Here is a 21088-nt window from a genome sequence, read left to right as displayed (position 1 = left end):
CTGCCAAAGTAGTGCTAGGGTCTGTACCTAATTAGGAGGTTCTGATTCCCTCGTACCGAGTTGATTCGGCTGGGGGGCTTCGATGCGCAAAGGACTGTTCTGGCTCAACGACAAGCAGTGGGCTCAGATCGAGCCGCACCTGCCAACGAACCAGACGGGCCCGGCGCGCGATGACGATCGACGCATCATCAGCGGAATCGTTCACATGCTCCAGTGCGGCGCACGCTGGCGCGATTGCCCGCCCGACTATGGCCCTTACACGAAAATCTACAATCGGTTCAATCGTTGGGCTAAGCGCGGACATTGGCAGGCGATCTTTGAAGCGCTCGCCCGCTGCGGCAAGGACGGCGTGACTTTGTCGATCGACTCGACCTCGATCAAAGCGCATCGCTCGGCGAGCGGCGGAAAAGGGGGGAGCATGAACAGGCGATCGGCCGCTCACGCGGCGGGCGGACCACGAAAATCCACGCGCTGAGCGACCCCGATTGCAAACCTTGCGCATTTCATCTCACTCCGGGACAAGACGCAGATATTGCCGCAGGCCCGTCCCTTTTGAAACTCGCGCCGCCCATGTCTTCCCTCATTGGGGACAAAGGCTACGATGGCGACGGCTTTCGCGCCGAGATCGTCAATCGCGGCGCGAAACCCGTCATTCCAAACAAGTCCAACAGGGTGACCCTCCACAGCTTCAGCAAACGCGCCTATAAAGGGCGCAATGTTATCGAGCGCTGTTTCTGCCGACTCAAGGATTTCAGGCGTGTCGCTACTCGCTACGACAAACTTGCCAGAAATTTCTTGGCTACCGTCCACCTCGCCGCCGTCATTGCCTATTGGATCAATTGAGTCTGAACCCTAAAGCGCCCCTTATGCAAACAAGCAATTTACCTAAAGTCGCCGCGCCTCGTTTAGCGAAATCGAAGTGCGGAGGGGCGATCGTCGAAACGCGCTTTGATTTTTCGGATTGATTCTTTAGGCGGCCATCGCCGCAAGCCACCTTTCGACGAGAGACCCGTGAGTACCCCGATGCGATCGGATTCCAGAATCTACAGCCTTCCGCGCTGGCGGGCGACGCGATGGCTCGCCGACTGCGGTGCGGGCGTACCCGAGGATATTCGGGTCGCGCTGATCGGCAATCTCTACGGCACGCTGCCCGTCTTCATCGGCGGCATCCTGAACACGCTTCTGGTGGCTGCTGCCATCACGGCTCGCTCGCCGACGCCGCTGTTCATCGCCTGGCTCGCGCTCGAGATCGCGATCTGCGCGACGCGGCTCGCCGTGCTGATAGCGGCGCGGCGCCACGCACTCGCGCATCGGCCGACCCCGACGGACCTCAATCTGATCCTGTCGATCGCCTGGAGCGGCAGCGTCGGATACGGCGCGCTGATCAGCCTGGCGACCGGCGACTGGGTGGCGGCGACCCTCGCGTGCGTGTCCGCCGGAGCGATGGTCGGCGGCATCTGCTTCCGCAATTTCAGTGCGCCGCGGCTCTGCGGCGCGATGATCGTGCTGAGCCTGGGGCCGACGATCCCCGGAGCCCTGATCGCGGCCCAGCCGCTCATGCTCGTCCTGTTCTTCCAGATCCCGATGTATCTTGCGGCCATGACCATGGCCTGCTTCAAGTTGAACCGGATGCTGATCGCGACCATGCGTGCCGAACGCGAGAACGGTCTCCGCGCCCGGCACGACGAGCTCACGGGGCTCGCCAATCGGGCCGGGCTCGTCCGGGCTCTGGAGGAGCGGCTGTCGCGACCGGGCCGCGTGGAAGAGATGGCGCTCCTCTATCTCGATCTGGACGACTTCAAGGCGGTCAACGACACGCACGGTCACGCCGCCGGCGATCGGCTGCTGGAAAGCGTAGCCGAGCGCATGCGAGGCCTCCTGCGCGAGGGCGACCTGCCGGCCAGGCTCGGCGGCGACGAGTTCGTCGTGCTTGCCGCGGGCTGCACGTCGGAGGAAGCGGCGGAGTTCGGCTGGCGCCTGATCGAGGCGATCGGGGCGCCCTACGACCTCGGTTCCGGAACATCGGCCCGCATCGGCCTTAGCGTCGGCATCGCGATGGCGCCCGAGCACGGAAGAGAGGCGGCCGAACTGCTGCGGGCCGCCGATGCCGCCCTGTACCAGGCCAAGTTCGACGGCGGCTCGCGGTGCCGGGCTGCTTCCGGAGACGAGCTGGCGAGACTCCGCCATCTGATTTCGCGCAGCGCCAGCGAGCCCGCTCGGCGAATCGCGGCGGCCTAGCTTGGTGGGCGATCGGAGGGCGCTTCGTGCCCCCGTTTCGGTACGGATTCTTGATTTAGGACCCTGTTAACCTCTGCGGACGAGGGTATGCGCATGTCCGCCACCCGAGATCCCGCTTCGATCGTCGACCCGCCCGCCTGCTACGCCTGCAGCGTCCGCAGGTCGCTTCGCGACGTCTCGCCGATAGCACCGGACTACGAAATCCGATCGTTCGAATGCCCCAAATGCGGGACGCTCCTGCGGCTGGTCGCCAAATGCGAGACGTGCTCGTCCGACGCAGCCGGTTGATGGACGCGACGGCGGCCTAGCCTGCCAAGGACTCACCTGCCGCCAACCTGGCCTTCTTGAACATGCCCGATTCTGAGCTTCCCGGCCCCAGGTCCGAGTTGGACCAGGAGCGGCAATCGGCCGGTTGTTTGCGCAGCTCCATTCCCGTGCCGGCAAATTCGCCCGGCGGTCGCACCAGCAGCCTAAGACATTTGCATCAGTCGCGCGAGAAACCAGCGAGCGGCTGGCCCAAGCTGATGGCCGCGGCGGTGGATAACCATCATTGCGACCCGATTGCGCTCGAGCAGACCGTCGACCAAGATAGTGCGAAGCGCCCCGCTTTGCAGGTCGGCTGCGATCATGTGCTCCGGCATATAGCCCCACCCTATGCCCGCAAGCAGCAGTTCATATTTGGTAGATGGGTCGGTTACGCGCCATTTGCGGGCCGTATAGACCGCGAAATCCGGTGTAACCTCCTCGCTGCGGTCGCTGATAACGATTTGGACATGATCAAGCAGAGCGCGGGACGGAAGTGGGCGACCTGATTCAATTCCAGCCGTAAGGGGGTGCTCCCTAGCGGCAACCGGAACTCGTACGACTTGCCCGATAACGTCACCCAGCAGGCCGGCGGGGAGGTCCGGGACACTTCCAGCAATTCCCAGCATTGATTTGCCTTCTAGAACCGACTTCTGCACAGCACCCATCGACTCTTGAATCAGCCGAAGCGCGACGGTCGGAAATTGAGCCGCGAACTCGCAAAACAACGCCGCGAATTTGCATACCGGAAAGAGCGAGTCGATCACAATCGTGAGTTCATTCTCCAATCCTCTCGCTACTGCCTTGGCTTGGTTCTTGATCTCATCTGAGCGCCTTACCACGGCTGCCATTTCGCCCAGTAGCATACGACCAGCCTCAGTAGTGGTCGGTGCGTGCCCATCGCTTCGCTCGAACAAGGCGACGCCAAGCTGACGCTCTAAGTTAGCCACAGCATAGCTCACTGCAGACTGTTTCCGACGGAGTATCCGCGCGGCGGCCGAAAAGCTTCCCGTATCAGCAACCGCAATTGCCGCACGCATCTGATCAAGTGAAAGGCCGGAAATCTGCATTCTCAGCTCCCGGAAGCAGGGTATCAAATTCTTGGATAGGGCGGCGTGAAATTTTGGGACGTCTCTATAGCTGCGGAACGCTTCATAGTGCATCGGACGGCCACCAGGTTGGAACGGTGCCGACAACGAAGGTTGAGTGCTGCCGACCCGCACTTGGCCGCTAGGCCAATTTCGTGTCCGTCGCTGGCTGCCCAATTCAGGAGACTGGCCATGACCGCAAAATATCTTCCCCTGCTCAATCGAAACGTACCATCCCTTCTCGCGATCCTGAGCTCGTCCCTCACTGCCGGATCGTCGCCGCTGCGGTCCGCTGCAGATCTTGGAATTGGTGCACGGTCGGACAATGCAGGCTTCTTCGCCAGACGGCCGCTCATCTGGCTGGAGCGTGCCTGCTTCAGGGCAAAGTTGCGCGCCGATCTCAAGGATGGCCCCGATCTTCTACGCGACATCGGCATCAGCCTGCATGAAGCTCAAGCAGAAGCTTCACGCTTTTTTTGGGAGCCGGTCGTTCTGCGGCGCTGATTTCTGCATCGCGAAGTCGCAGTGAATGTGCCGCAGGTATCGTCGCGACTGGCTAATCCGAATTAGTATCCCTAGGCCACGGACGTACGATGCAAACGTCATTTTCCACATTTCGTTGGCTTGAACGCGCGTGAATCACCGGCAAATACGATGTCGTTTTCGCAAATGATTGCGGCCCTGGTCTCGGGCGCTGGAATAGGCTTCACGGTCGCTGCACCGATCGGGCCGATGGGCATGCTATGCATCCAGAGAACATTGGCTTCCAGTCCGGCAGCGGGATTGGCCACGGGCCTCGGTGCCGCAACCGTGCATCTCGCGTACAGCGCGATTGCCGTTCTCGGGTTTGGCAGTCTCGCACAGTCCTGGATGCAGACCAATACTTTGGCGCTTGGCACATTGTCCGGCGTGACTCTGCTGTGGTTTGCAATCAGAACGCATCGGGTTGGCCTCGGTTTTTGCCGAGCCGTCAAGATCGATCGCATCCATTTGACACGCGCCTATCTGAGCGCGATCGCACTTGGCGTAACAAACCCGCTGACGATCGTCTTGTTCTTCGCGGCATCGCATGCCCTCACGGGTCAAGCGGCCACACTATCGCTTGTCGCGGGCGTGTTTCTGGGCTCCGCTGCATGGTGGATCATTCTCAGCACGACGGTCGCGGCGGCGCGCTCGCGTCTCGATGCGAGCATCCTGGCATGGAGCAGCCGGTTTGCAAGCTTCACTCTTCTGTTGCTTGGACTTTCGACATTGCTGCGAATAGCTGGGAAAGTCCTTTTAGGGCGCTGACCATGCAAAAGTCCGGCCTTCATCGTGCGGATCTGGTCGGGCGCTCTTCGCACCGTGCTCACAAAGTGCTGCGGTCACTACCATTCGAAATTTGCGAATTGCGTTCCCTAGTCCCGCTCCGCCTATTTTTGTTGTAATGCTTTGGGCCCGAACACACTGCATACGTTGGTCGCAATGAAGAAGGTTGCGGTATTTGGCAACGCCGGTGGTGGAAAATCCACGCTGGCAAGGCAGCTTTCCGAAATCTCGGGGCTTCCACTCCATTCCCTCGATCTGGTCCAGTTTCGGCAAGGTCGTTATTGGGCGGGAGAGGAGAACGGCGGCAAGATTCCCCATGACGAGTACCTGAAGATTCACGCGGAACTGCTCACACAGAGCCAGTGGATAATTGACGGCTATGGCTGCGTAGCATCGGCTTGGGAGCGGTTCTCTGCGGCGGACACGCTCGTCTACATAGATCTTCCAGTGTTGACGCACTACTGGCGGGTCACAAAGCGGCTCATTCAGGGGACCTATCGAAATCCGACAGGTTGGCCGGAACATAGTCCCGTGTGGAGCAGCACGCTCGATAGCTACCGAGTCATCTGGCGATGTCATGGTCGGCTGACGCCGAGATACCGACAGCTTGTCCTCGACGTGTCATTTTCCAAGCGCGTATACCACTTGCAGTCCCCGGCACAGATGAGGGCGTTTCTCACCGCGATAAAGCACGAGCAGCGGAACTGGTGAGCGCGCGGGCGCGCAGCACCCGACGGGTTTCAGCACGGCGCACTGCTCAGGTCGCAGAAATTCTGCGCGAGCCGCTGCAAAGATGTGAGCGGTATCGCGCTTTTGACGCGCTTTCCGACCTTTATGCGGCGCGGATGGCTGCAATCAGGCTCGGTTTGCCGACGATGTTCATCCCCGGTGTGAAGAACGTCAGCCTTTTGGCGTGGTCCTATGCGGGCAGGGGCTTCAGCCATCCTCGAGCGCGGACCTGATCTCCCGCACCGACCAGCTTTCGCCGGCGGGTATCGCGCGCACCATTCCGTCGTCGCCGACCAGCGCGTGCGATCTGACCTCGTCATCGATCGGAACGACGGCAAGTTCGGTCTCCGGCTTCCAGCCGAGCGTGAGGTCGAGATCGCCCGGAAAGATCTGCCAGCGCGATCCGTCATCGAGTTCGACGATGTGGCTCTCGGAATGCGACAGAATCTTCATCTAATGAACACCGCGTGCCTGGGGCTGCTGCGGAAGGTCCTGTGCCGTCGCGGAGCGTACGCGGGCATTTCACCAGAGTGGAATCCGTTTCGATCATCGTGATGGCTCCGCAACGCGCGCCCCGTCTGCAAACCAACTGAGATCGACCATGTTCCGGCAGGACGTCCGAGGCGGGGGGCAGTCGCAGAGGACGCGATGTCGGCGTCCAGCACCGCCCCAGCAACCGCCGGAATCCACTGCGTTCCGAGGCGGGCCCGGCTACTCGGCCGGCCATATGGACAAGGTGTCTATATTCCGGGGCCGACGTACCGCTTGGCGAGATGGGGACAGTGACGCCTCCCGAGTTCGACGCCGATGTGTCCGGAGAGCGCCGCGATCTCACCATCGAATTGCGGCCATGGGTCCGAAAAGTCGTGGCCCCAGACGAGCTTTCCGTCCGACGCGCTGTGCATGACCTTCTTGTCGCCGTCGCGCACCATGACGTGGCCGACATCCATCCCCCGGTTGGTCAGGACGTAGTAGTTCGACCCGTATCCCAAGGCCTCGTCCACGGCGTAGCTGGTGCAAAGACGCATGCCGAGCAGGCCCGTCGCCAGGCGCGCATCCTCCGCCGTCTCGACGAGCACCCAGCGCAGGCCGCTATCGAAGGTAAGCACGTCGCGCATCGCAGTCCTGTCGGTCGATTGCAGACGTCCGCCAATACCGCCCCGTCCGGCAAGATGGAAGTCAGTGGCGTTCCCGCGCACGCCCTGACGCGTCGGCCGGGCCGGAGCGTCACACCACTCCTTCGGCATGCTGACGCAACTTGCGACACGCGTCGATAGAGCCGCCGCGGTCCGGGCCTTCCGGAGCGCTAATGGCTGCTCGCCGATTCGATAGTCGTCCTGACCGGTTCGCGCGACACCTGAAATTCCCCTTCGCCATGGAAGCCGAGTCCCATCATCCCGAGCAGCCTCCGGCCATGAGCGGCACTTACGGGGTAGGCCGCCATCGGCTCCGGGTCTTGCGGAAAGTCGGGCCCGACCACGCCACGGATTTCTTCGACGCTTAGCGTGCTGCTCGAACCTTCGAACAGGAGTTCGTCTGTTTCCGGGTGCCAAACGCACACTACGGTAGCGAGGTGTCGCATCGGAGGTTTCTCTCGGGCGGCCGGTCGCCGGCGCGGACCTTGGCCTTGGTTATCGAGTCTCTGTGATGCAGCCGCCTTTTCCCAAGCCAAATAGGCGTTTCAAGGGCTCTTTTGGGACGGCGCATCAACTCGGCGAGAGAGTTCGCGACCGTCTCATCGATCGAAGCGCGCATCCTGCTGCTGTAGCGGTCAGCTGGACATCGCGTCGGTCGCGATCCGCGCGGCCCCCGAATGTGAGACCCAGTTCACACTGTCCGACGTCGTAACCAGCTACGATGCGGTCTCGAATCTCTGGATACTGGAGCAGACCGATGATGGCCGCGCTGGCGAAGGCGCTCTCACACTCGACCGGGGCGGACATCGATGTCGACGGCCCGAAGGTCATCATGATCTTTTGCGGCACAGGCCTTTTCCTGTCCCTTGTCGTCGCGATGTCCTCTGGGCTCGATCTCGGGGCGGAGCTCTTCTAGAGCGCTTCCAGGCCCGCGACGATCTTCCGTGGGATCGAGCCGCCCCCGAAACGAGATTTCGCGCGATCTGTCTGAACTCCTTGCAGTCCAGCCTGGCGGATCTCTCCCGGCGATCCGAAGCCCCGGCCGAGCGCTTGACTCGTTGCCCTCGGACATACTCAACTGTTACGATCAGTGATGTTGCGGGGGTGCGTCATGGAGCAGGAGTTCTACATCGGTCTCGCGCAGCGGGTCCGGATCATCGCAGAGAAGGCCGATCCGTTCACCCGACGTCGGCTCCTGGATCTCGCCAAGCGGTACGATGCCAAGGGCGGTCCGGTCTCGCGATCCGGAGCGACCGAGCGGCCGCTGCCGCCCCCGCGCACCACGCCGCCCGCGTCCGTCTTGTCAGGACCCGGCGAGGCCTGATGGGTCCGCCGCCAAGCCGGCTTACAGGTCGTCTTCGGTGAGCTTGTCAGCGAGGCCCACCGGGCGCCGATTGCCCTAGATCGTGTCGGTACGGATGTCCAGCCTGCCGAGCGCTATCGGCTCGAACCCGGCGCCGGTCCATGACGAGCTCCGGGGACGGCAACAGCGACACGTCCACCTTGTCGGTCTTCAGTCCCGTCGGCTGCAGCGGCCTGCCCAGCACCTGTGGTGACGGAATTGGTGGTACGAATCGGTCGGCGCGAAAACGAATAGGCCCAGTCCCAGCCGTCGATCTCGACGATGTAGTCAGCGAATTCCTTCGGCAGTGGCGGCCGCCGCTGTTTTCGTTGAGCTTCGTCTCGAGGAAGGCTGTTCAGCTTGGCGCTACGGTGTCGAAAACGGGTGCCGCGCATCAGGATGAACTTGAACCAGCCCGCAATCGAGCCTCCCGAGCGCGTACTGGTACAAATGTGGGCCGACTTTGCGCCGTCACAGCGCAAGCGCCGGCCGTCCGTCATATCGGCGGCCGTTCCGCTGCGCGAGCGCCCCTGCAACAGGATCCAATTGCACCGGCACTCCCGAAAAGGCCGTGAATTGCTCGTTTTTCGGATTCCTCGCGGCCGGCGCTCCCGGTATTCTGCGACCTCACCGGCTGTCGGGTAGGCTCGCCTCGAGAAGAGATGTTTCAGAACGCATCGGATCTGGCCGCGATGGCCGAGGCCTTGAGTCGGTCGACGGACTACCGGGTGCTGCGACGCCTGGTGCCCCGGCCGACGTCCATGCCGGCCTCCGGACAGGAAACCAAGATGGGCATCCTGCTGGACACCGAGACGACGGGCCTCGATCACGCCAGGGACGAGATCATCGAGCTCGGCATGGTCAAGTTCGACTACACGCCGGACGGCAGGATCGTCGGCGTCAGGGACACTTTTTCAGCCTTCAACGAGCCCTCCGTTCCCATCCCTCCCGAGGTAACGTCGCTGACCGGCATCACCGATGACATGGTAGCCGGCCAAAAATTCGACGGTGCGGCCGTCACGGCCTTCGTCGACGATTCCGTGGTTTTGATCATCGCGCACAATAGCGGGTTCGATCGGAAATTTTCCGAACGCTACTGGCCGGTCTTCGAGCGAAAGGCGTGGGCATGCTCCGCCACGGAGGTCGATTGGCGGCAGCACGGCTTCGATGGAACGAAACTGGGCTACCTGTTGAACGGTGCCGGCTACTTCCACCAGGCGCACCGCGCCGTCGACGACTGTCACGCGCTGCTTGAAATCTTGGACTTCGACCTAGCGACGACCGGCGCGCCGGCGCTCGCCGTCCTGCTCGATACGGCACGCCGGAAGACGGTCCGTATCTGGGCGGAGCACTCGCCGTTCGAGTTGAAGGATTCGTTGAAACGGCGAGGCTATCGCTGGAGCGACGGTACGGATGGCCGGCCCAAGTCCTGGTACGTCGACGTCGGCGAGTCCGCGCTCGAGGCCGAACTCGCATTTCTCCGGTCAGAGATCTATCTCCGGGACGTCGAACCGCGCCTGCAGACGATGACGGCTTTCACCCGCTTCTCGTGCAGGGTCTGACGTCCGTGGCCGTCAGCGGCCGAGGCGCTTCTCGACCTTCTTGCGGGAGTTGCCGACCTTCTTCACGGCCTTCTTGACCGCGGCGGCCGAGCGGCCGGTCTTCTTCGCCTCATAGGCGACTTCGTACTTCTGCCCGCCGGCGACGCGTGCCCGGTCCTGCTTGCGTCCTCGCGCGCTCTTCTTGGCTGCCTTTGCCATCCTCGGCTCCTCCGTCATTGCTCGATGCTAGGGCAACGTCACAAGGATTCGCCGGTTCCGGAACGATTCCGTCCGTGTCACTTTGAATCGGCGTTGCGTGGAGTTCGTTCGTGGCGTTTCAGCGTAAAAAGACCGGCGCCGCCCTCGGCGAGAAGGCGCCATTTCCGGCTTTCGTCGAACCGGCCTTGGCCTCCTCGATCGAGAAAGTGCCGTCCGGATCCCGATGGATTCACGAAATCAAGTTCGACGGCTATCGGGTGCAGGTCCATCTGCATAACCAGGCGGTCAACGTCTTCACCCGGCGGGGCCACGACTGGACCACCCGGTTCATGAAGGTCGCTCACGACGCCTGGCACATCAAGGCCGGCTCGGCGATCCTGGACGGCGAGATCGTGGTGCCGGCGGCCGATGGCACTACGGATTTCTCCGTCCTGCAGAACGAGCTCAAGGGCAAGTCCACCAGCATCGTCCTGGTTGCCTTCGACCTGCTCTACCTGAACGGCCGCGACCTGCGGAAGCTGCCGCTCCTGCATCGGAAGGCGGAGCTCAAGAAGATCGTTGCCGGCACCGACGTCCAGTTCAGCGAGAGCTTCGAGATCGAGGGCCAGGATATGTTCGCGCACGCCTGCAAGGTCGGCCTGGAGGGCGTGGTCTCGAAGGTCCGCGACAGCGTGTACGCCAGCGGCTGCGGCAACAACTGGGTCAAGAAGACCTGCGCGCAGCGCGAGACCCTGACGATCGCCGGCTTCGCGCTCGACGAGGGCAAATGGGACGGCATCTATCTCGGTCGCCGCAAGGGTGAGGACCTGGTCTACGCCGGCAAGGTCGACCATGGATTCGACAAGGCGAGCGCCGCGGACTTGCAGAAGAGGTTGAAGCCGCTCGTCAGGAAGACCCAGCCCTACTCCAAGCGGATCGCGCACAAGGGCGTCTGGGTCGAGCCGAAGCTGCTCGCCGAGATCGAGTACCGGGCCAAGTCGGCGGAGGGAAAAGTTCGGCACCCCTTCTTCAAGGGGCTACGCGAGGACCTTTAACCGGGCTCGTCGACCGTAGCCTCCTGATTCCCAACTCGTCAGTTCAAGTGAAATTCGTCGAGACCTTACGACCGTCTTTCCCGTCTTCATCGAGACCCGACCACCGACGAACTCGATCTCTCGTCCGTCAGGCGACATCGTCGAGCAGCAGGCGGGATTTCCCTCGCATTGACGATCCTAGCCGCTAGGCGTGCCGCGTGACCCCAGCGTGGTCAAGCGCGGCTTTCGCGCGCTCCCGTTGGGGCACCCGGCCGTATTTCATCGCCCGTTTGCGGCGTTGACGGGATCAAGGAGCCTGAACCTGCACCGCCTTGCCGACCTCGATTGTCGAGCCGGGCGCGATCACGAGATAGCGGCGGCTATCCGGCGCGGCGCCTTGCACGATTTGTCGTATCGGGCCGAGCGCATTCACGATGGCAGCACCGGAAGGATTGGTCATGAAGCTCGCAATCGGCTCTAGGTTCCCGCTGCCATTGGCTTTGGGCGCAAAGGCGAGCACATAGGAATGCCGTGGCTCGAGTCCGGTGACCGCTGCCTGCAATACCTGTGACAGACCCTGATCGAAAAGGCTGACGCTGGTGGAGGACTTGGCCGCGCTCGGCGTGATGGCGCCTGCCGGAGCCATCGTGAAATGAGCGACCTCGCCGGCGAGACCAAGTTGCTGAAGGTTGTCCGTCTCCGGATTGGCGGTACCGTCCAGCACGGTCATCGGCTCGTTGCCGGACGCGCGCGCTCCAGGCATCGCATTGGGAACGTAGGCCACTGCTTGCGGCGCCTGGCCGATGGGGATGTTGGCGATCACGCGATTGGCGAGCGTGTCGATAGCAGTTATTTGGTCGTCGTTCTCCAGTCCCACATAAACTCTCGAACCGTCGCCCGACGGCCAAATGCCATGTGGCAGCTTTCCGACCGGGATCGTTGCGACTTTGGTGAAATCGTCGGTGCGATAGACTTGGATCTCGTTGAGCCCGCCGATGGTGACATAGGCGAACTGGCCATTCGCGTTGCGTACGATGTTGACGTGGTTGGTGATCGGTCCGGTGTCCATGATCTTGAGCACGGTGAACGGCGGCCTTGCGTCAAATACCTCGACCTTGCCGGTGTCCTTCAAAGTGAACCAGACCTGCGAGCCATCTGGTGTCGCCGCGATATCTGGGCAGAACGGGCTCGCCTGAACCACCTTGCCCACGATTGCATGATCGGCCAGCGAGATGATATCCACCTCCGGATTGAAGGACGAGCAGACGTAGCCGTATTTGCCGTCAGGCGAGAATATCTGCATGCCCGGGCCGTTTGGCAGCGCGATCCGTGTCTTCTCTGAGTAAGTCGTCGCATCGAGCACGGATACGTAGTTCTCGCCGCGGACGGTTACCCATACTTCCTTGCCGTCGGGCGTGAAGAAAGCTTCGTGGGGCGAGCGTCCGACATAGGTCGTGTGCTTGACGGCATTGGTCGCTGTGTCAATGAAAGTGACCGAATTCGATCCGATCGAGACCACGGCGAGAGTGCGGTGGTCGGGCGAATAGCCCATCCCGTGCACCAGAAGCTGGCCCTTGTAGAGCGGGCTGAAGTTCGCTGGCGACGGCGCGCCCAGCCGGATGACGCCAAGCAATTTGTTGTCGGCGGGATCGATCACCGAGACCGTGTTGGAAAACTGCTCAGCGGCGTACACCCGGTCATGATGGCTGACCGGAATATCGGGCGTCGATGCGAGCCCGGGCGCCTGTCCGCTCCATCCCGGCGCCGCAGTCAGGCTCAAAGTTACAACCGACGTTGCCAGCATCAGAAATCGTCGCATCATCTACCCCCTTCTAGTGAGCCGTAATCGCCGCGGCCGTGGGGGAGAGCCCCTGAAGTCACGGCTGAAAGCTTAAGGTCTTTGGCTTGGTTAGGCGCTGCGGATGATGGCGGCAACTCCTGACCGAGCGCCAGCCGCATCGCGGCGATTTCCTGCTGCTGTTCGACGATGATTTCCTGCGCGATGCGGCGCAGCTGCTCATTATGTCCATGGCGTAATTCGGCCTGCGCCATCTCGATCGCGCCCTGATGATGCGGAATCATCATCGCGGCGAAGTCGCGATCGACGTCTCCGGACCGGGTGATGTTCATGCCGCTCATCATGCGCTGCATGGCCGCCTGATTTTCGGCCATGAACGGAGTCTCCGGCCCGTCTCCGCACAGTTCGGAAATCATCTCCGACATCATGCGGGCCGGTTGAGCGGCGTGCTCCACCAGGCTGGCAAGCGCGAAGACGGCGACAGCCATTCCGACGATCAGGGCTTTCCACATTCGAGGGCTCCGAGTTTGGTCGCGACCGGTCAAATGATCTCGACGACGATCTTGCCCTTTGCCGACCGGTCCTCGATCGCGGCATGTGCGGCCTCAACATTCGAGAGATTGAACCGGCGCGGATCGAGCCGCGGCTTGAGTTGGCCGGCCTCAACGAGCCTGGTTGCCTCGCACAGGATTGCACCGTGGTGGGCGCGGCCTTCGCCGGTCAGCAGTGGCAACAGAGTGAACACGCCGGAATAGGTGCCGCCGCGGAACGACAGCGGCGCGAGTGTGTGCGTGCCCCAACCCAGCGCGCTGACGACGTGGCCGAAACGGGCGATGGCGTTGAAAGACGCATCGAGCGTCGCGCCGCCGACGTTGTCGTAGATAAGGTCAAAGCCTTTCCCGCCGGTGTGCTCCGCAACATACTGCTCGACGCCGGTCGTGCTATAATCGATCGGGGTGGCGCCAAGCTGCCGGATGTAGGTGAGGTTTTCCGTCGACCCGGTTGCAAAAACATCGGCCCCGAACGAGCGCGCAATCTGCACTGCGACATGGCCCACCCCGCCGGCGCCCCCATAGATCAATACCTTCTGTCCAGCCTCGACATGACCACGATCGACAAGCCCCTCCCATGCCGTGATGAAGATTAGCGGCAATGCGGCGGCCTGGCGCATATCGAGGTTCTTCGGTTTCCTCGCCAATAGGGCCGCGTCAACGGCGGCATATTCGGCGAGTGACCCCTGCACGCCGCCGACGCCACCGGTCATGCCATAGACCTCGTCGCCCGCGCTGAACGTCGTCACCTCAGGTCCGATTGCCGCTACGGTACCGGCGAGATCGATGCCGAGGACTGCCGGCAAGGCATGCCGCGCGTGCGCGGCAACGCCGGCTCGAATTTTAGTGTCGAGCGGATTGACGCCGCTCGCCGCGATTCTGACCAGAACTTCGCCGCGCCCGGGACTCGGGCGCGGCATCGAGGCGAGTTGGAATGCCTGCTTTGCGCCGCCAAGGGTTGTGGCCTTCATCGCATCAGCTTGCGTCATGACCTCTGTCCTCAAATGGTTTTGAGCGGGCTATTTGCGTCGCGCGGCAAGGATCCGCGCGGCGGCGTGCACTTTGGGCAGGTTGGCATCGACGACGAGTCGCTTCGGCTGCGCGAGTTCGGCCGCGGGAGCAGCGCTCGCGGTGGACGTCGCAATGACGGTCAGGACCGCGGGGAACGTCCGGCCTAGAGATGAAAAGAATCGCCGGAAAGTCGTATTCATCGAGGCCTCCCCATTTCATGGTGCTGCGATAGCCTTGGCCGCGATCGCTTTGAGTGCGCCGGACATCGCTTCGGCCTCGGGCCTGGCGCTGTCGCCAAGGCCATGCCGATGCGTGAGATAGGGCGGATCGTTGTAGGATAGGAAAGTCGTGCCGGCCTCGTCCTGCCAGACCAACGCCTTCAGCGGCAGGTCGATGCCGATGGTCTGCACCGCCTGCATCAGCGGCGTGCCGCCCTTGGCGGCGCCGAAGATCAAAAGGTCGGTCGGCCGCAACGGCAGCCCGGCCGCGACGGCACCCGCAGCGTGGTCGATATGGGCGAATACGGTCATACCTCTGGCGCGGACTTCGGCCTCGAACCGGTTCATGGTCTCTTCGGGTCCAACGCTGCTGCGCAGCGTAATCAATCCATCGGCGGCCACTGCATGCACTCCCCAAAAGGATATCGCTGCGATCAGCGCGGCTCTCGCGAATCTTGCGCTCATTTCTTCTTGAACAATTTTGCCGGGTCGAATTCCGGCTCCGGCACGAAGCCCTCACGGTTCGGCATTTTCACTTTCGGCAGGCTGTCGCGATCAAGCTTGCCGTCCGCCGTCAGGATGCCGTTAAGGCTCAGGAGGTAGGCGGCGACGGCATAGGTGTCCTCATTGCTGAGCGAGCCCGGCGCTTGATACGGCATGGCGCGGCGGATGTAGTCGAACAGCGTCGTCGCATAGGGCCAGTAGCTGCCGACGGTCTTGATCGGGTTGGCCGAGGCGAGCGTGCCTTGTCCGCCGACCAACCGGTCCTTGAGGCCGCCGACGCCGTTGTCCCCGTGACAGCCTGAGCAGTTTTCGGTGAAGACCTGCTTGCCTTGCGCCACCGTGCCGCTGCCGGGTGGCAATCCCTTGCCGTCCGGCCTGACATCGATATCCCACAATGCGATCTCGCCGGGCGTCGCCGGGCGGCCGAAATCATAGGCGAGGGCGGGCGCAGCAAACACCAGCGCAATCGTAGCGGCAAGAACGCCCTTGCTAGTCGAGGACATTGCGAACCCTCCCTGTTTCATCCACGCTCCAGGTCTGCTGCGCATTATAGTGAAACAGCGCGTTGCTCCCCATCGCGGCGACGAAGGATTTCCGGTCGGGCTGGACGTTGCCCTGGTCGTCGGTGGAGCGGCTAACGATCCTGGTTGGCTTGCCGTCCCAGACCCAATCCATCTGGAAACGCACTTGCGCCTTCGGCAACGCCGGCTGGGTCAGTTGCGCCGGCTTCCAGCTGTTTGCGCCGTCGGTCGATATCTCAACCTTGGCGATTTTGCCATGTCCGCTCCAGGCAAGGCCGTTGATCCGCTGATAGCCGGGCTTGATGGCCATCGTGCCCGACGGCGTGGTGATTACCGAATTCGTGTCCATGCGCAGCTGGAACTGCGTGGCTTTGCCGTTGGCTTGCAGTTGCGTGTAGCGCGCGGTCTCCCAACGCGTCATCCAGGGCTGTTCGCCGAACTTCAACCGGCGCAGCCATTTGATGTTGAGGTTGCCCTCGAAGCCCGGCATCACCAGCCGCATCGGAAAGCCATGCGCCGGCCGAAGCGGTTCGCCATTCTGACCATAGGCGATAAAGGCTTCATTCAGAATTTCATCAGTCAGCGGAATGCTGCGGGCCACGCCTGCGGCGTCGCCGCCTTCGGCCAGCATCCAGTGCGAACCCGCGTCCTTGCCGACCAGGTCGACAATCAATTTGAGCGGAACGCCTGTCCACTCGTTGGTGCTGACCAGCCCATGGGTGTTCTGCACCGTCAGGTTCGCGTCGGCCTTCTTCCAGTTCTCCCAGCCATTGCCCGTGCATTCGATGAAGACCACGCGCGAGACCGAAGGCATCGACTTGAGGTCTTCAACATTGAACACCAGCGGCTTCTTCACCATGCCGTGGACCAGCAGCCGGTGCATCGCGGGATCGAGGTCCGGCGCCCCGGAATGACTGCGCTCGTAGTGCAGGTCCGATGGCGTGATTCCGCCGAACAATTTGTCGAGCGGGGTCTTGGAATTGATTGCATCTGCCGGGTCGACGTTGCGCTTGCCGGGGCCGGATTCGGGAATGCGGGCCAGCTTGACGTACTGCGATCGCTCGCTGTGGCCGCTGAGGTCTGCGCCATCCTCGCGTGGCGGAACATCGGCCAGTGAATCGGCGGCGGCCGCCCCTGCGGCGAGGCTTCCGGCGAGGCCGGCGGAGGCAGTGATGAAGCAGCGGCGAGAGAGGCTCGGCCGTTTGTGGTCCGGCTCGGCGAGATCGAGCGAAAACTTCATGTGATCGCCCATCTCGACTTCCCTATAGTCGTTGCGATAGTGGGATCGTATTTCCTACCCCGCGGGCATTCCTTGGTGCAGTTCTGAAGATTTCTGAAGTCTGAAGCTGGGTCGCGCCGGCGACCGCCGATCAGTTACGCCTTTCGTCGTAACCTCAGCGAAGCGTTTCGAGCGTGACTCGAGCGGCGCGCAGATCCGTAGCATCGAAACCCTCAGTAAACCGGCTGTAGACCGGCGCGAGGATTTGGCGTGCTTCTTTGGATCGGTCTCTTCGCAGCATCCGCGCGAGACTGGTAGCGCTACGCAATTCCCAAAGCAGGGCGCCTTGTTGTTGCGCGACGTCGAGCGCCTCTCGAAAGCGTGCTTCGGCTTCCGCCTCATCCACACCGATCCGGAGCAGAATCTCGCCCTTGATCCGCAGCATTTCCGGCAGGTACCAGCACGCTTCGCCTTGTTTGGCATCAGCGAGCGGGCGTTCGACGGTCGAGAGTGCTTCGGAAAGCTTCCCCGATCCGGCCAGACCTTCGGCGAATGCGCCAAGAAAATCCGGGAAGCGCAAGATCCAGTCGGGCTTGGCGTCGAGCACGCCACGTAACCATGCGGAGCCGGACGCGAAGTCGCCGCGTCGGATCGCAAGCGTCGCTTCCATTGCGCGCCCGACGGTCTGCCAGAAAGGCAGGCCGCGCCGTACGGCGAGTTCAACCAGCATTGCCACCGCCTCTTCGCTGATTTCGAGATCGCCCGATATCAACGAAAGCGGGCACAAGCCCCAGCCCAGCACGTAGCGGAGCGTCAGCGTTTGCCCCGATGCTCGCGCCTGCTCGAGGCTCTCGCGTGCCAGATGCATCGCCTGGTCCAAGAAGCCCTGAAGACACAGAACGCGCGCCAGCAGGACCTTGGCGACCACATGCTGATCGTGTTGAAACCAGATCATGTGGCGCTGGCCGCTAGGAGCGACATAGCCTTCGACCACTCGCTGAAGATGGCGTCGCGCCTCAACCTGATCGCCCAAATAGTGCGCGGTGTAGCCGATCAACCGTTCTCCAACGAGGAGGTCCGCACTGTCGCCCTTTTGGCGCGCGGTTTCCGTGAAGCGTTGCGCGAGACCGAGTGCTTCTGCGTGTTCTCCTTTGTGGTCTAGGTAACACCACATCGCCCAAAGCGCGCGCAGCTCGGCATCAACGTCATTGATGGCTGTTGCAATCTCGAAGCCCTTCGATAGGACGGACCGGATCTGCTCGCCGGCGCCCATCGATTGCACGAACGCACGTCCGAAGGCGATGTAGAGCTGCATCCGCAGCCGCGCGCTCAGGGTCTGCTCGATCTCCGGACAGGCCAGCGCGCGCTCGGCACGCTCGCGGCACTCGGCGACCAATGACAGGTTCAGCCACATCGGTACGCAGGCCGCGGTCAACGAGACCCCGATCGCGAGATCGCCGGCAGGAGAGAAGCACCAGTCGAGCGCGCCGCGGATGTTGTCGATGTCGCGGACATCCCAGGCAACGCCGTCGGACTTCGTCGAGGGTAATCCCGAACTCATAGGCACGAACAGATCGCGGAAATATTCCCCGTGACGCCGTCTAGCGTGCACGGCTTCTCCGGCCTCATCCAGCTTTTCCAGCGCGTAGGCGCGGATCGTTTCGAGCATTCGCCAGCGGCCGGCAGGCCCCGTCGCGTCCAGCTGTACCAGCGATTTCGTTGCCAGCTTGCCGATGATGTCTTCGATCATGGGCAGCGTATTCGTCGCATTCTTGGCCACCGCCGCGGCTGCTTCGAGGCTGAAGCCGCCATGAAAGACGGCCAAACGGCACAGCACCTGTTGCTCCTGTTCAGTCAGGAGTTCGTAGCTCCAGTCGAGCGCTGCACGGAGTGTCTGATGGCGCGGCAACGCGGTCCGGCGGCCGCTCGTCAACAATCCGAACCGGTCGCCCAACCGTGCCGCGACATGGCGAAGCCCAAGCGTCGCAGCGCTGGCCGCGGCAAATTCGATCGCCAGCGGAATACCGTCCAGGCGGCGGCAGATTGCTGAAATGGCGGCAAGATTTTCCCGATCTGGCGGAAAATCCGCTTGCGCCGCCGTCGCGCGGGAAACAAACAGTTGCGCGGCGCTGTGCTCGAGGACCTTTGCGGGATCAGCCTGATCCTCTGGCGGCACGTCGAGCGGCGGCACGCGATATACGTACTCGCCGTCGATGCGAAGGACCTCGCGGCTGGTCGCAAGGATCGATACGTGCGGACACAGCTGCACGATCGTCTCGGTGAATTGCGCCGCTGCCTCGATGACGTGTTCGCAATTATCGAGCGCGAGGAGCAGCTTCTTGCTGCCCATCAGCTGCGCGACCGTATGCGATGCGGCATCCTCGGCGAGCCTCAGGCCCAGCACCCGGGCCACGGCGGACGGCAGCAGCGCGGGATCCGACAGTGAAGCCAATTCCACAAGGAGGCAGTCGCCACCAAAGTCCGGGAATAGATCGCGTGCTACTTGCAGCGCAAGTCGCGTCTTTCCGATCCCGCCTGGACCGGTTAGCGTGACCACGCGGTACGCCGACAATAGATCGCGCAAATGCTGCCCGACGGCATCGCGGCCGATCAATGCGGAGGTCGCCTCGGGCAGATTGGTCTGAAAAACTTGCTCCGACACAAGGGGCTGCAACGAACGGGCCTTTGGTCGCGGACCGGGTGGCGTTGGCTCCCATGTGCCAAGCAGGCGGTAGCCGCGGCCGGATATTGTCTTCAGCATCCCGCGGTCCGCACCCAGCGCCTTGCGCAGCGCGGAGATGTGAACCTGAAGCGTGTTCTCCTCGACGGATGCGCCCGGCCAGATGCGGGACAACAGCTCGTCCTTTGTCACGAGTTCGCCGACCGATTTGATCAGCACTTCGATGATCTCAAAGGCCCGGCCACCCAGCGGAACCGGCGCGCCGCGCGTCCGTAGTTCGCGGCGGCCGAGATCAATCTCCCACTCACCCGTCGCATATACGAGCTGTCGGCCCTGCGCGGGCATTCGCGAAAACCCTCTGGTATTCTGAATAGGGCTCGGAGCCCGGCCAGGCATCATATGCGCAGCCGCGCTCGCCAGGTCCAGTGTTTTTCCGCGACAGACCGCCGCCTTGCGCAGGCTCGCTGCTGCGATGCGAGCCCCGTCGTCGGTCGACACATTTCGGTCGGCGGATCTGCGCTCCCGCGTTGGTCGCTCCTCAACTGACGTCGTTTTCAAGGATTCGCGATCTCAAGGGAATTCGGAGTTCAAGGATTCGAGGTACTACGACACGCTACTACGACACGCTCGTCCCACGGACATCTCCGCTGCTGTTAAACATCCGCAGCGATCGTTCGCCAGGCGCGGCCCGGAGCGGCCGGCGCAGCCCGCGCTGCCGGTCGCCGGTCGCGCCGAGGCAATATTTTGATACCCCTTTCATTTCAAGGTCTCATCTTCAAGGACTCGTTTTCAAGGATTTCGATGTCAAGGATTCGGATTCTAGGATTCGTCTTTTTCTCAAGGATTCGATTTCTAGGATTCGAAATTCCTCAGAAGTTTCGGGGATCGAAATTCCAAGGATTCGTTAGTCTGGACTTTTCTCGGCTTGACGCACCCGGCGGCATCCGCAATGCCGCGTCCGGTCCGGTCCGGTCCGGTCCGGTCCGGTCCGGTCCGGTCCGGTGTGGCCCGGCCCGACCGGGCTCCGGATCCTGACGGGCGCCGGCCCTGTGTCCTCATCGACGCTTCCAGGCTGGCTTGAAACGGCAGGTGCTCTCGTCGGCGGAAACGGGCCCTCCATTCAAATGCGGGGTGCTGGGCGTGGTGCGGGTCGGCGGGACGGTCGCGGCTGGCGATACCGCGCGGGTTCGGCTCCCGTCATCTTCTTTTCTTCCCTTGCCGGCTCTGTAGGTTCATGAGGCGTTCGCCCTTGCTCGTTCGCGCGCCTCGCGCCGACGTTCGCGGCGTTCGCGCCGCCATTTGGCTCGATCGACGGCCTGCCGCAGCGGAGGAACCTGCATCGCAGCGACCATCGCGGCCGTAGTCTCCTCGACCCGGGGCGCCTGAATTGGTTCGGGCGCAGCGGGGCGGGCTTCCATGAATTCGAGCACCGCCCGCCCATTCTCCGTGATGCGCCAGCCGCCGTTCCGGCGCTCGACGAGCGCCTGCGAGAAGATGTCCAGGTCCGGCACGCGCGCGGCCAGGCGCCTGGTCCGCTCCGCCCAGTCGCGACCGCTGGTCGCCAGGATCGCCATGTCACGCTTGAGGTCGACCATCGGGGCAAAGCCGTCGGGATAGCTCACCAGGATCTTCAGCACCGTGACCTGGAAGTTCAACCTGCCGCCCTCGT

The 21088-nt window shown here is 62.6% G+C and carries 22 protein-coding genes; 9 read left to right on the top strand and 13 right to left on the bottom strand.

The window, feature by feature from the left end; genetic code table 11:
• Positions 1–82: 82 nt before the first annotated feature.
• Positions 83–843, top strand: a protein-coding gene (locus tag FXB40_RS11600) for an IS5 family transposase (protein WP_148772333.1) whose coding sequence is annotated in 2 segments (ribosomal slippage) — positions 83–416 and positions 416–843 — 762 coding nt in all. Because the reading frame shifts where the segments join, the coding sequence is not laid out codon by codon here.
• 168 nt (positions 844–1011) lie between these two features.
• Positions 1012–2238: a diguanylate cyclase domain-containing protein gene (locus FXB40_RS11595; RefSeq protein ID WP_347339758.1), complete on the top strand. Its 1227-nt coding sequence runs from the start codon at positions 1012–1014 to the stop codon at positions 2236–2238.
• Between the two features lie 470 nt (positions 2239–2708).
• On the opposite strand, the gene FXB40_RS11590 is transcribed toward FXB40_RS11595, so the two are convergent.
• Positions 2709–3611, bottom strand: a complete 903-nt coding sequence (locus FXB40_RS11590; protein WP_187436805.1) for a LysR family transcriptional regulator — start codon at positions 3609–3611, stop codon at positions 2709–2711.
• 210 nt (positions 3612–3821) lie between these two features.
• Here FXB40_RS11590 and FXB40_RS11585 point away from each other — a divergent pair, with 210 nt between their 5' ends.
• From FXB40_RS11585 to FXB40_RS11575, 3 genes are all read left to right on the top strand, one after another.
• Positions 3822–4133: a hypothetical protein gene (locus FXB40_RS11585; RefSeq protein WP_148772331.1), complete on the top strand. Its 312-nt coding sequence runs from the start codon at positions 3822–3824 to the stop codon at positions 4131–4133.
• Between the two features lie 165 nt (positions 4134–4298).
• Positions 4299–4919 carry a LysE family translocator gene (locus FXB40_RS11580; RefSeq protein ID WP_246207543.1) on the top strand — a complete coding sequence of 207 codons (621 nt, stop codon included), beginning with the start codon at positions 4299–4301 and terminating at the stop codon, positions 4917–4919.
• Between the two features lie 174 nt (positions 4920–5093).
• The gene (locus tag FXB40_RS11575) at positions 5094–5648 is read left to right on the top strand and encodes a P-loop NTPase family protein (protein WP_148772330.1); all 555 of its coding nucleotides are present in this window, start codon (positions 5094–5096) and stop codon (positions 5646–5648) included.
• A gap of 225 nt (positions 5649–5873) precedes the next feature.
• Here the strand turns inward: FXB40_RS11575 and FXB40_RS11570 are convergent, their stop codons facing one another.
• Together FXB40_RS11570 and FXB40_RS11565 are read right to left on the bottom strand one after the other, a co-directional pair.
• The gene (locus FXB40_RS11570) at positions 5874–6119 is read right to left on the bottom strand and encodes a hypothetical protein (protein WP_148772329.1); all 246 of its coding nucleotides are present in this window, start codon (positions 6117–6119) and stop codon (positions 5874–5876) included.
• 287 nt (positions 6120–6406) lie between these two features.
• Entirely contained in the window at positions 6407–6784 is a 378-nt protein-coding gene (locus FXB40_RS11565) for a hypothetical protein (RefSeq protein WP_148772328.1), read from the bottom strand.
• Between the two features lie 775 nt (positions 6785–7559).
• Here FXB40_RS11565 and FXB40_RS47800 point away from each other — a divergent pair.
• From FXB40_RS47800 to FXB40_RS11550, 3 genes are all read left to right on the top strand, one after another.
• On the top strand, positions 7560–7718 hold the full coding sequence (locus FXB40_RS47800; RefSeq protein ID WP_187436804.1) for a hypothetical protein: 159 nt from the start codon (positions 7560–7562) through the stop codon (positions 7716–7718).
• A gap of 195 nt (positions 7719–7913) precedes the next feature.
• Positions 7914–8126 carry a hypothetical protein gene (locus FXB40_RS11560; protein ID WP_148772327.1) on the top strand — a complete coding sequence of 71 codons (213 nt, stop codon included), beginning with the start codon at positions 7914–7916 and terminating at the stop codon, positions 8124–8126.
• 680 nt (positions 8127–8806) lie between these two features.
• Entirely contained in the window at positions 8807–9706 is a 900-nt protein-coding gene (locus FXB40_RS11550) for a 3'-5' exonuclease (protein ID WP_148772325.1), read from the top strand.
• Between the two features lie 12 nt (positions 9707–9718).
• Here the strand turns inward: FXB40_RS11550 and FXB40_RS11545 are convergent, their stop codons facing one another.
• Positions 9719–9904: a DUF3606 domain-containing protein gene (locus FXB40_RS11545; protein ID WP_063994365.1), complete on the bottom strand. Its 186-nt coding sequence runs from the start codon at positions 9902–9904 to the stop codon at positions 9719–9721.
• Between the two features lie 110 nt (positions 9905–10014).
• Between FXB40_RS11545 and ligD the strand changes: the two genes are divergently transcribed.
• Positions 10015–10938, top strand: coding sequence for a non-homologous end-joining DNA ligase (gene ligD, locus FXB40_RS11540; protein WP_148772324.1), 924 nt, complete (start codon positions 10015–10017; stop codon positions 10936–10938).
• Positions 10939–11224: 286 nt separating this feature from the next.
• Here ligD and FXB40_RS11535 read toward each other — a convergent pair whose 3' ends face one another.
• The 9 genes from FXB40_RS11535 to FXB40_RS11490 all read right to left on the bottom strand — a co-directional run bounded on the left by FXB40_RS11535 (position 11225) and on the right by FXB40_RS11490 (position 21074).
• Complete coding sequence (locus tag FXB40_RS11535) at positions 11225–12736, bottom strand: YncE family protein (protein WP_148772342.1); 1512 nt, start codon at positions 12734–12736, stop codon at positions 11225–11227.
• On the bottom strand, positions 12736–13143 hold the full coding sequence (locus FXB40_RS11530; RefSeq protein WP_246207546.1) for a DUF305 domain-containing protein: 408 nt from the start codon (positions 13141–13143) through the stop codon (positions 12736–12738). The genes FXB40_RS11535 and FXB40_RS11530 overlap by 1 nt, the downstream gene beginning before the upstream one ends.
• A 113-nt stretch (positions 13144–13256) precedes the next feature.
• Positions 13257–14255, bottom strand: a complete 999-nt coding sequence (locus tag FXB40_RS11525; protein ID WP_148772323.1) for a zinc-dependent alcohol dehydrogenase family protein — start codon at positions 14253–14255, stop codon at positions 13257–13259.
• 30 nt (positions 14256–14285) lie between these two features.
• The gene (locus FXB40_RS11520) at positions 14286–14477 is read right to left on the bottom strand and encodes a hypothetical protein (RefSeq protein WP_148772322.1); all 192 of its coding nucleotides are present in this window, start codon (positions 14475–14477) and stop codon (positions 14286–14288) included.
• 15 nt (positions 14478–14492) lie between these two features.
• Complete coding sequence (locus FXB40_RS11515) at positions 14493–14897, bottom strand: DUF302 domain-containing protein (protein WP_246207538.1); 405 nt, start codon at positions 14895–14897, stop codon at positions 14493–14495.
• Positions 14898–14956: 59 nt separating this feature from the next.
• Positions 14957–15502, bottom strand: coding sequence for a c-type cytochrome (locus tag FXB40_RS11510; protein WP_148772320.1), 546 nt, complete (start codon positions 15500–15502; stop codon positions 14957–14959).
• Positions 15489–16772: a sulfite dehydrogenase gene (gene soxC / locus FXB40_RS11505; protein WP_148772319.1), complete on the bottom strand. Its 1284-nt coding sequence runs from the start codon at positions 16770–16772 to the stop codon at positions 15489–15491. The genes FXB40_RS11510 and soxC overlap by 14 nt, the downstream gene beginning before the upstream one ends.
• Before the next feature lie 142 nt (positions 16773–16914).
• Positions 16915–19917 (bottom strand): ATP-binding protein, encoded by a 3003-nt coding sequence (locus FXB40_RS11500; protein WP_148772318.1) that lies wholly within the window; start codon positions 19915–19917, stop codon positions 16915–16917.
• Between the two features lie 734 nt (positions 19918–20651).
• Positions 20652–21074, bottom strand: a complete 423-nt coding sequence (locus FXB40_RS11490) for a hypothetical protein (protein ID WP_148772317.1) — start codon at positions 21072–21074, stop codon at positions 20652–20654.
• Positions 21075–21088: the final 14 nt, after the last annotated feature.

The sequence above is a fragment of the Bradyrhizobium rifense genome, from assembly GCF_008123425.1.
Taxonomy (GTDB): Bacteria; Pseudomonadota; Alphaproteobacteria; order Rhizobiales; family Xanthobacteraceae; genus Bradyrhizobium; species Bradyrhizobium rifense.
This window is presented reverse-complemented; position numbering and strand designations above follow the sequence as displayed.

What these genes read in the sequence shown, in the direction of transcription:
- FXB40_RS11525 (WP_148772323.1), bottom strand. Translation starts at nt 14,255, where the DNA reads ATGACGCAAGCTGATGCGATGAAGGCCACAACCCTTGGCGGCGCAAAG.
- FXB40_RS11550 (WP_148772325.1), top strand. Translation starts at nt 8,807, where the DNA reads ATGTTTCAGAACGCATCGGATCTGGCCGCGATGGCCGAGGCCTTGAGT.
- FXB40_RS11580 (WP_246207543.1), top strand. Translation starts at nt 4,299, where the DNA reads ATGATTGCGGCCCTGGTCTCGGGCGCTGGAATAGGCTTCACGGTCGCT.
- FXB40_RS11575 (WP_148772330.1), top strand. Translation starts at nt 5,094, where the DNA reads ATGAAGAAGGTTGCGGTATTTGGCAACGCCGGTGGTGGAAAATCCACG.
- FXB40_RS11590 (WP_187436805.1), bottom strand. Translation starts at nt 3,611, where the DNA reads ATGCAGATTTCCGGCCTTTCACTTGATCAGATGCGTGCGGCAATTGCG.
- FXB40_RS11565 (WP_148772328.1), bottom strand. Translation starts at nt 6,784, where the DNA reads ATGCGCGACGTGCTTACCTTCGATAGCGGCCTGCGCTGGGTGCTCGTC.
- FXB40_RS11560 (WP_148772327.1), top strand. Translation starts at nt 7,914, where the DNA reads ATGGAGCAGGAGTTCTACATCGGTCTCGCGCAGCGGGTCCGGATCATC.
- FXB40_RS11545 (WP_063994365.1), bottom strand. Translation starts at nt 9,904, where the DNA reads ATGGCAAAGGCAGCCAAGAAGAGCGCGCGAGGACGCAAGCAGGACCGG.
- FXB40_RS47800 (WP_187436804.1), top strand. Translation starts at nt 7,560, where the DNA reads ATGATGGCCGCGCTGGCGAAGGCGCTCTCACACTCGACCGGGGCGGAC.
- FXB40_RS11570 (WP_148772329.1), bottom strand. Translation starts at nt 6,119, where the DNA reads ATGAAGATTCTGTCGCATTCCGAGAGCCACATCGTCGAACTCGATGAC.
- FXB40_RS11530 (WP_246207546.1), bottom strand. Translation starts at nt 13,143, where the DNA reads ATGATGTCGGAGATGATTTCCGAACTGTGCGGAGACGGGCCGGAGACT.
- FXB40_RS11510 (WP_148772320.1), bottom strand. Translation starts at nt 15,502, where the DNA reads ATGTCCTCGACTAGCAAGGGCGTTCTTGCCGCTACGATTGCGCTGGTG.
- soxC (WP_148772319.1), bottom strand. Translation starts at nt 16,772, where the DNA reads ATGGGCGATCACATGAAGTTTTCGCTCGATCTCGCCGAGCCGGACCAC.
- FXB40_RS11535 (WP_148772342.1), bottom strand. Translation starts at nt 12,736, where the DNA reads ATGCGACGATTTCTGATGCTGGCAACGTCGGTTGTAACTTTGAGCCTG.
- FXB40_RS11520 (WP_148772322.1), bottom strand. Translation starts at nt 14,477, where the DNA reads ATGAATACGACTTTCCGGCGATTCTTTTCATCTCTAGGCCGGACGTTC.
- FXB40_RS11585 (WP_148772331.1), top strand. Translation starts at nt 3,822, where the DNA reads ATGACCGCAAAATATCTTCCCCTGCTCAATCGAAACGTACCATCCCTT.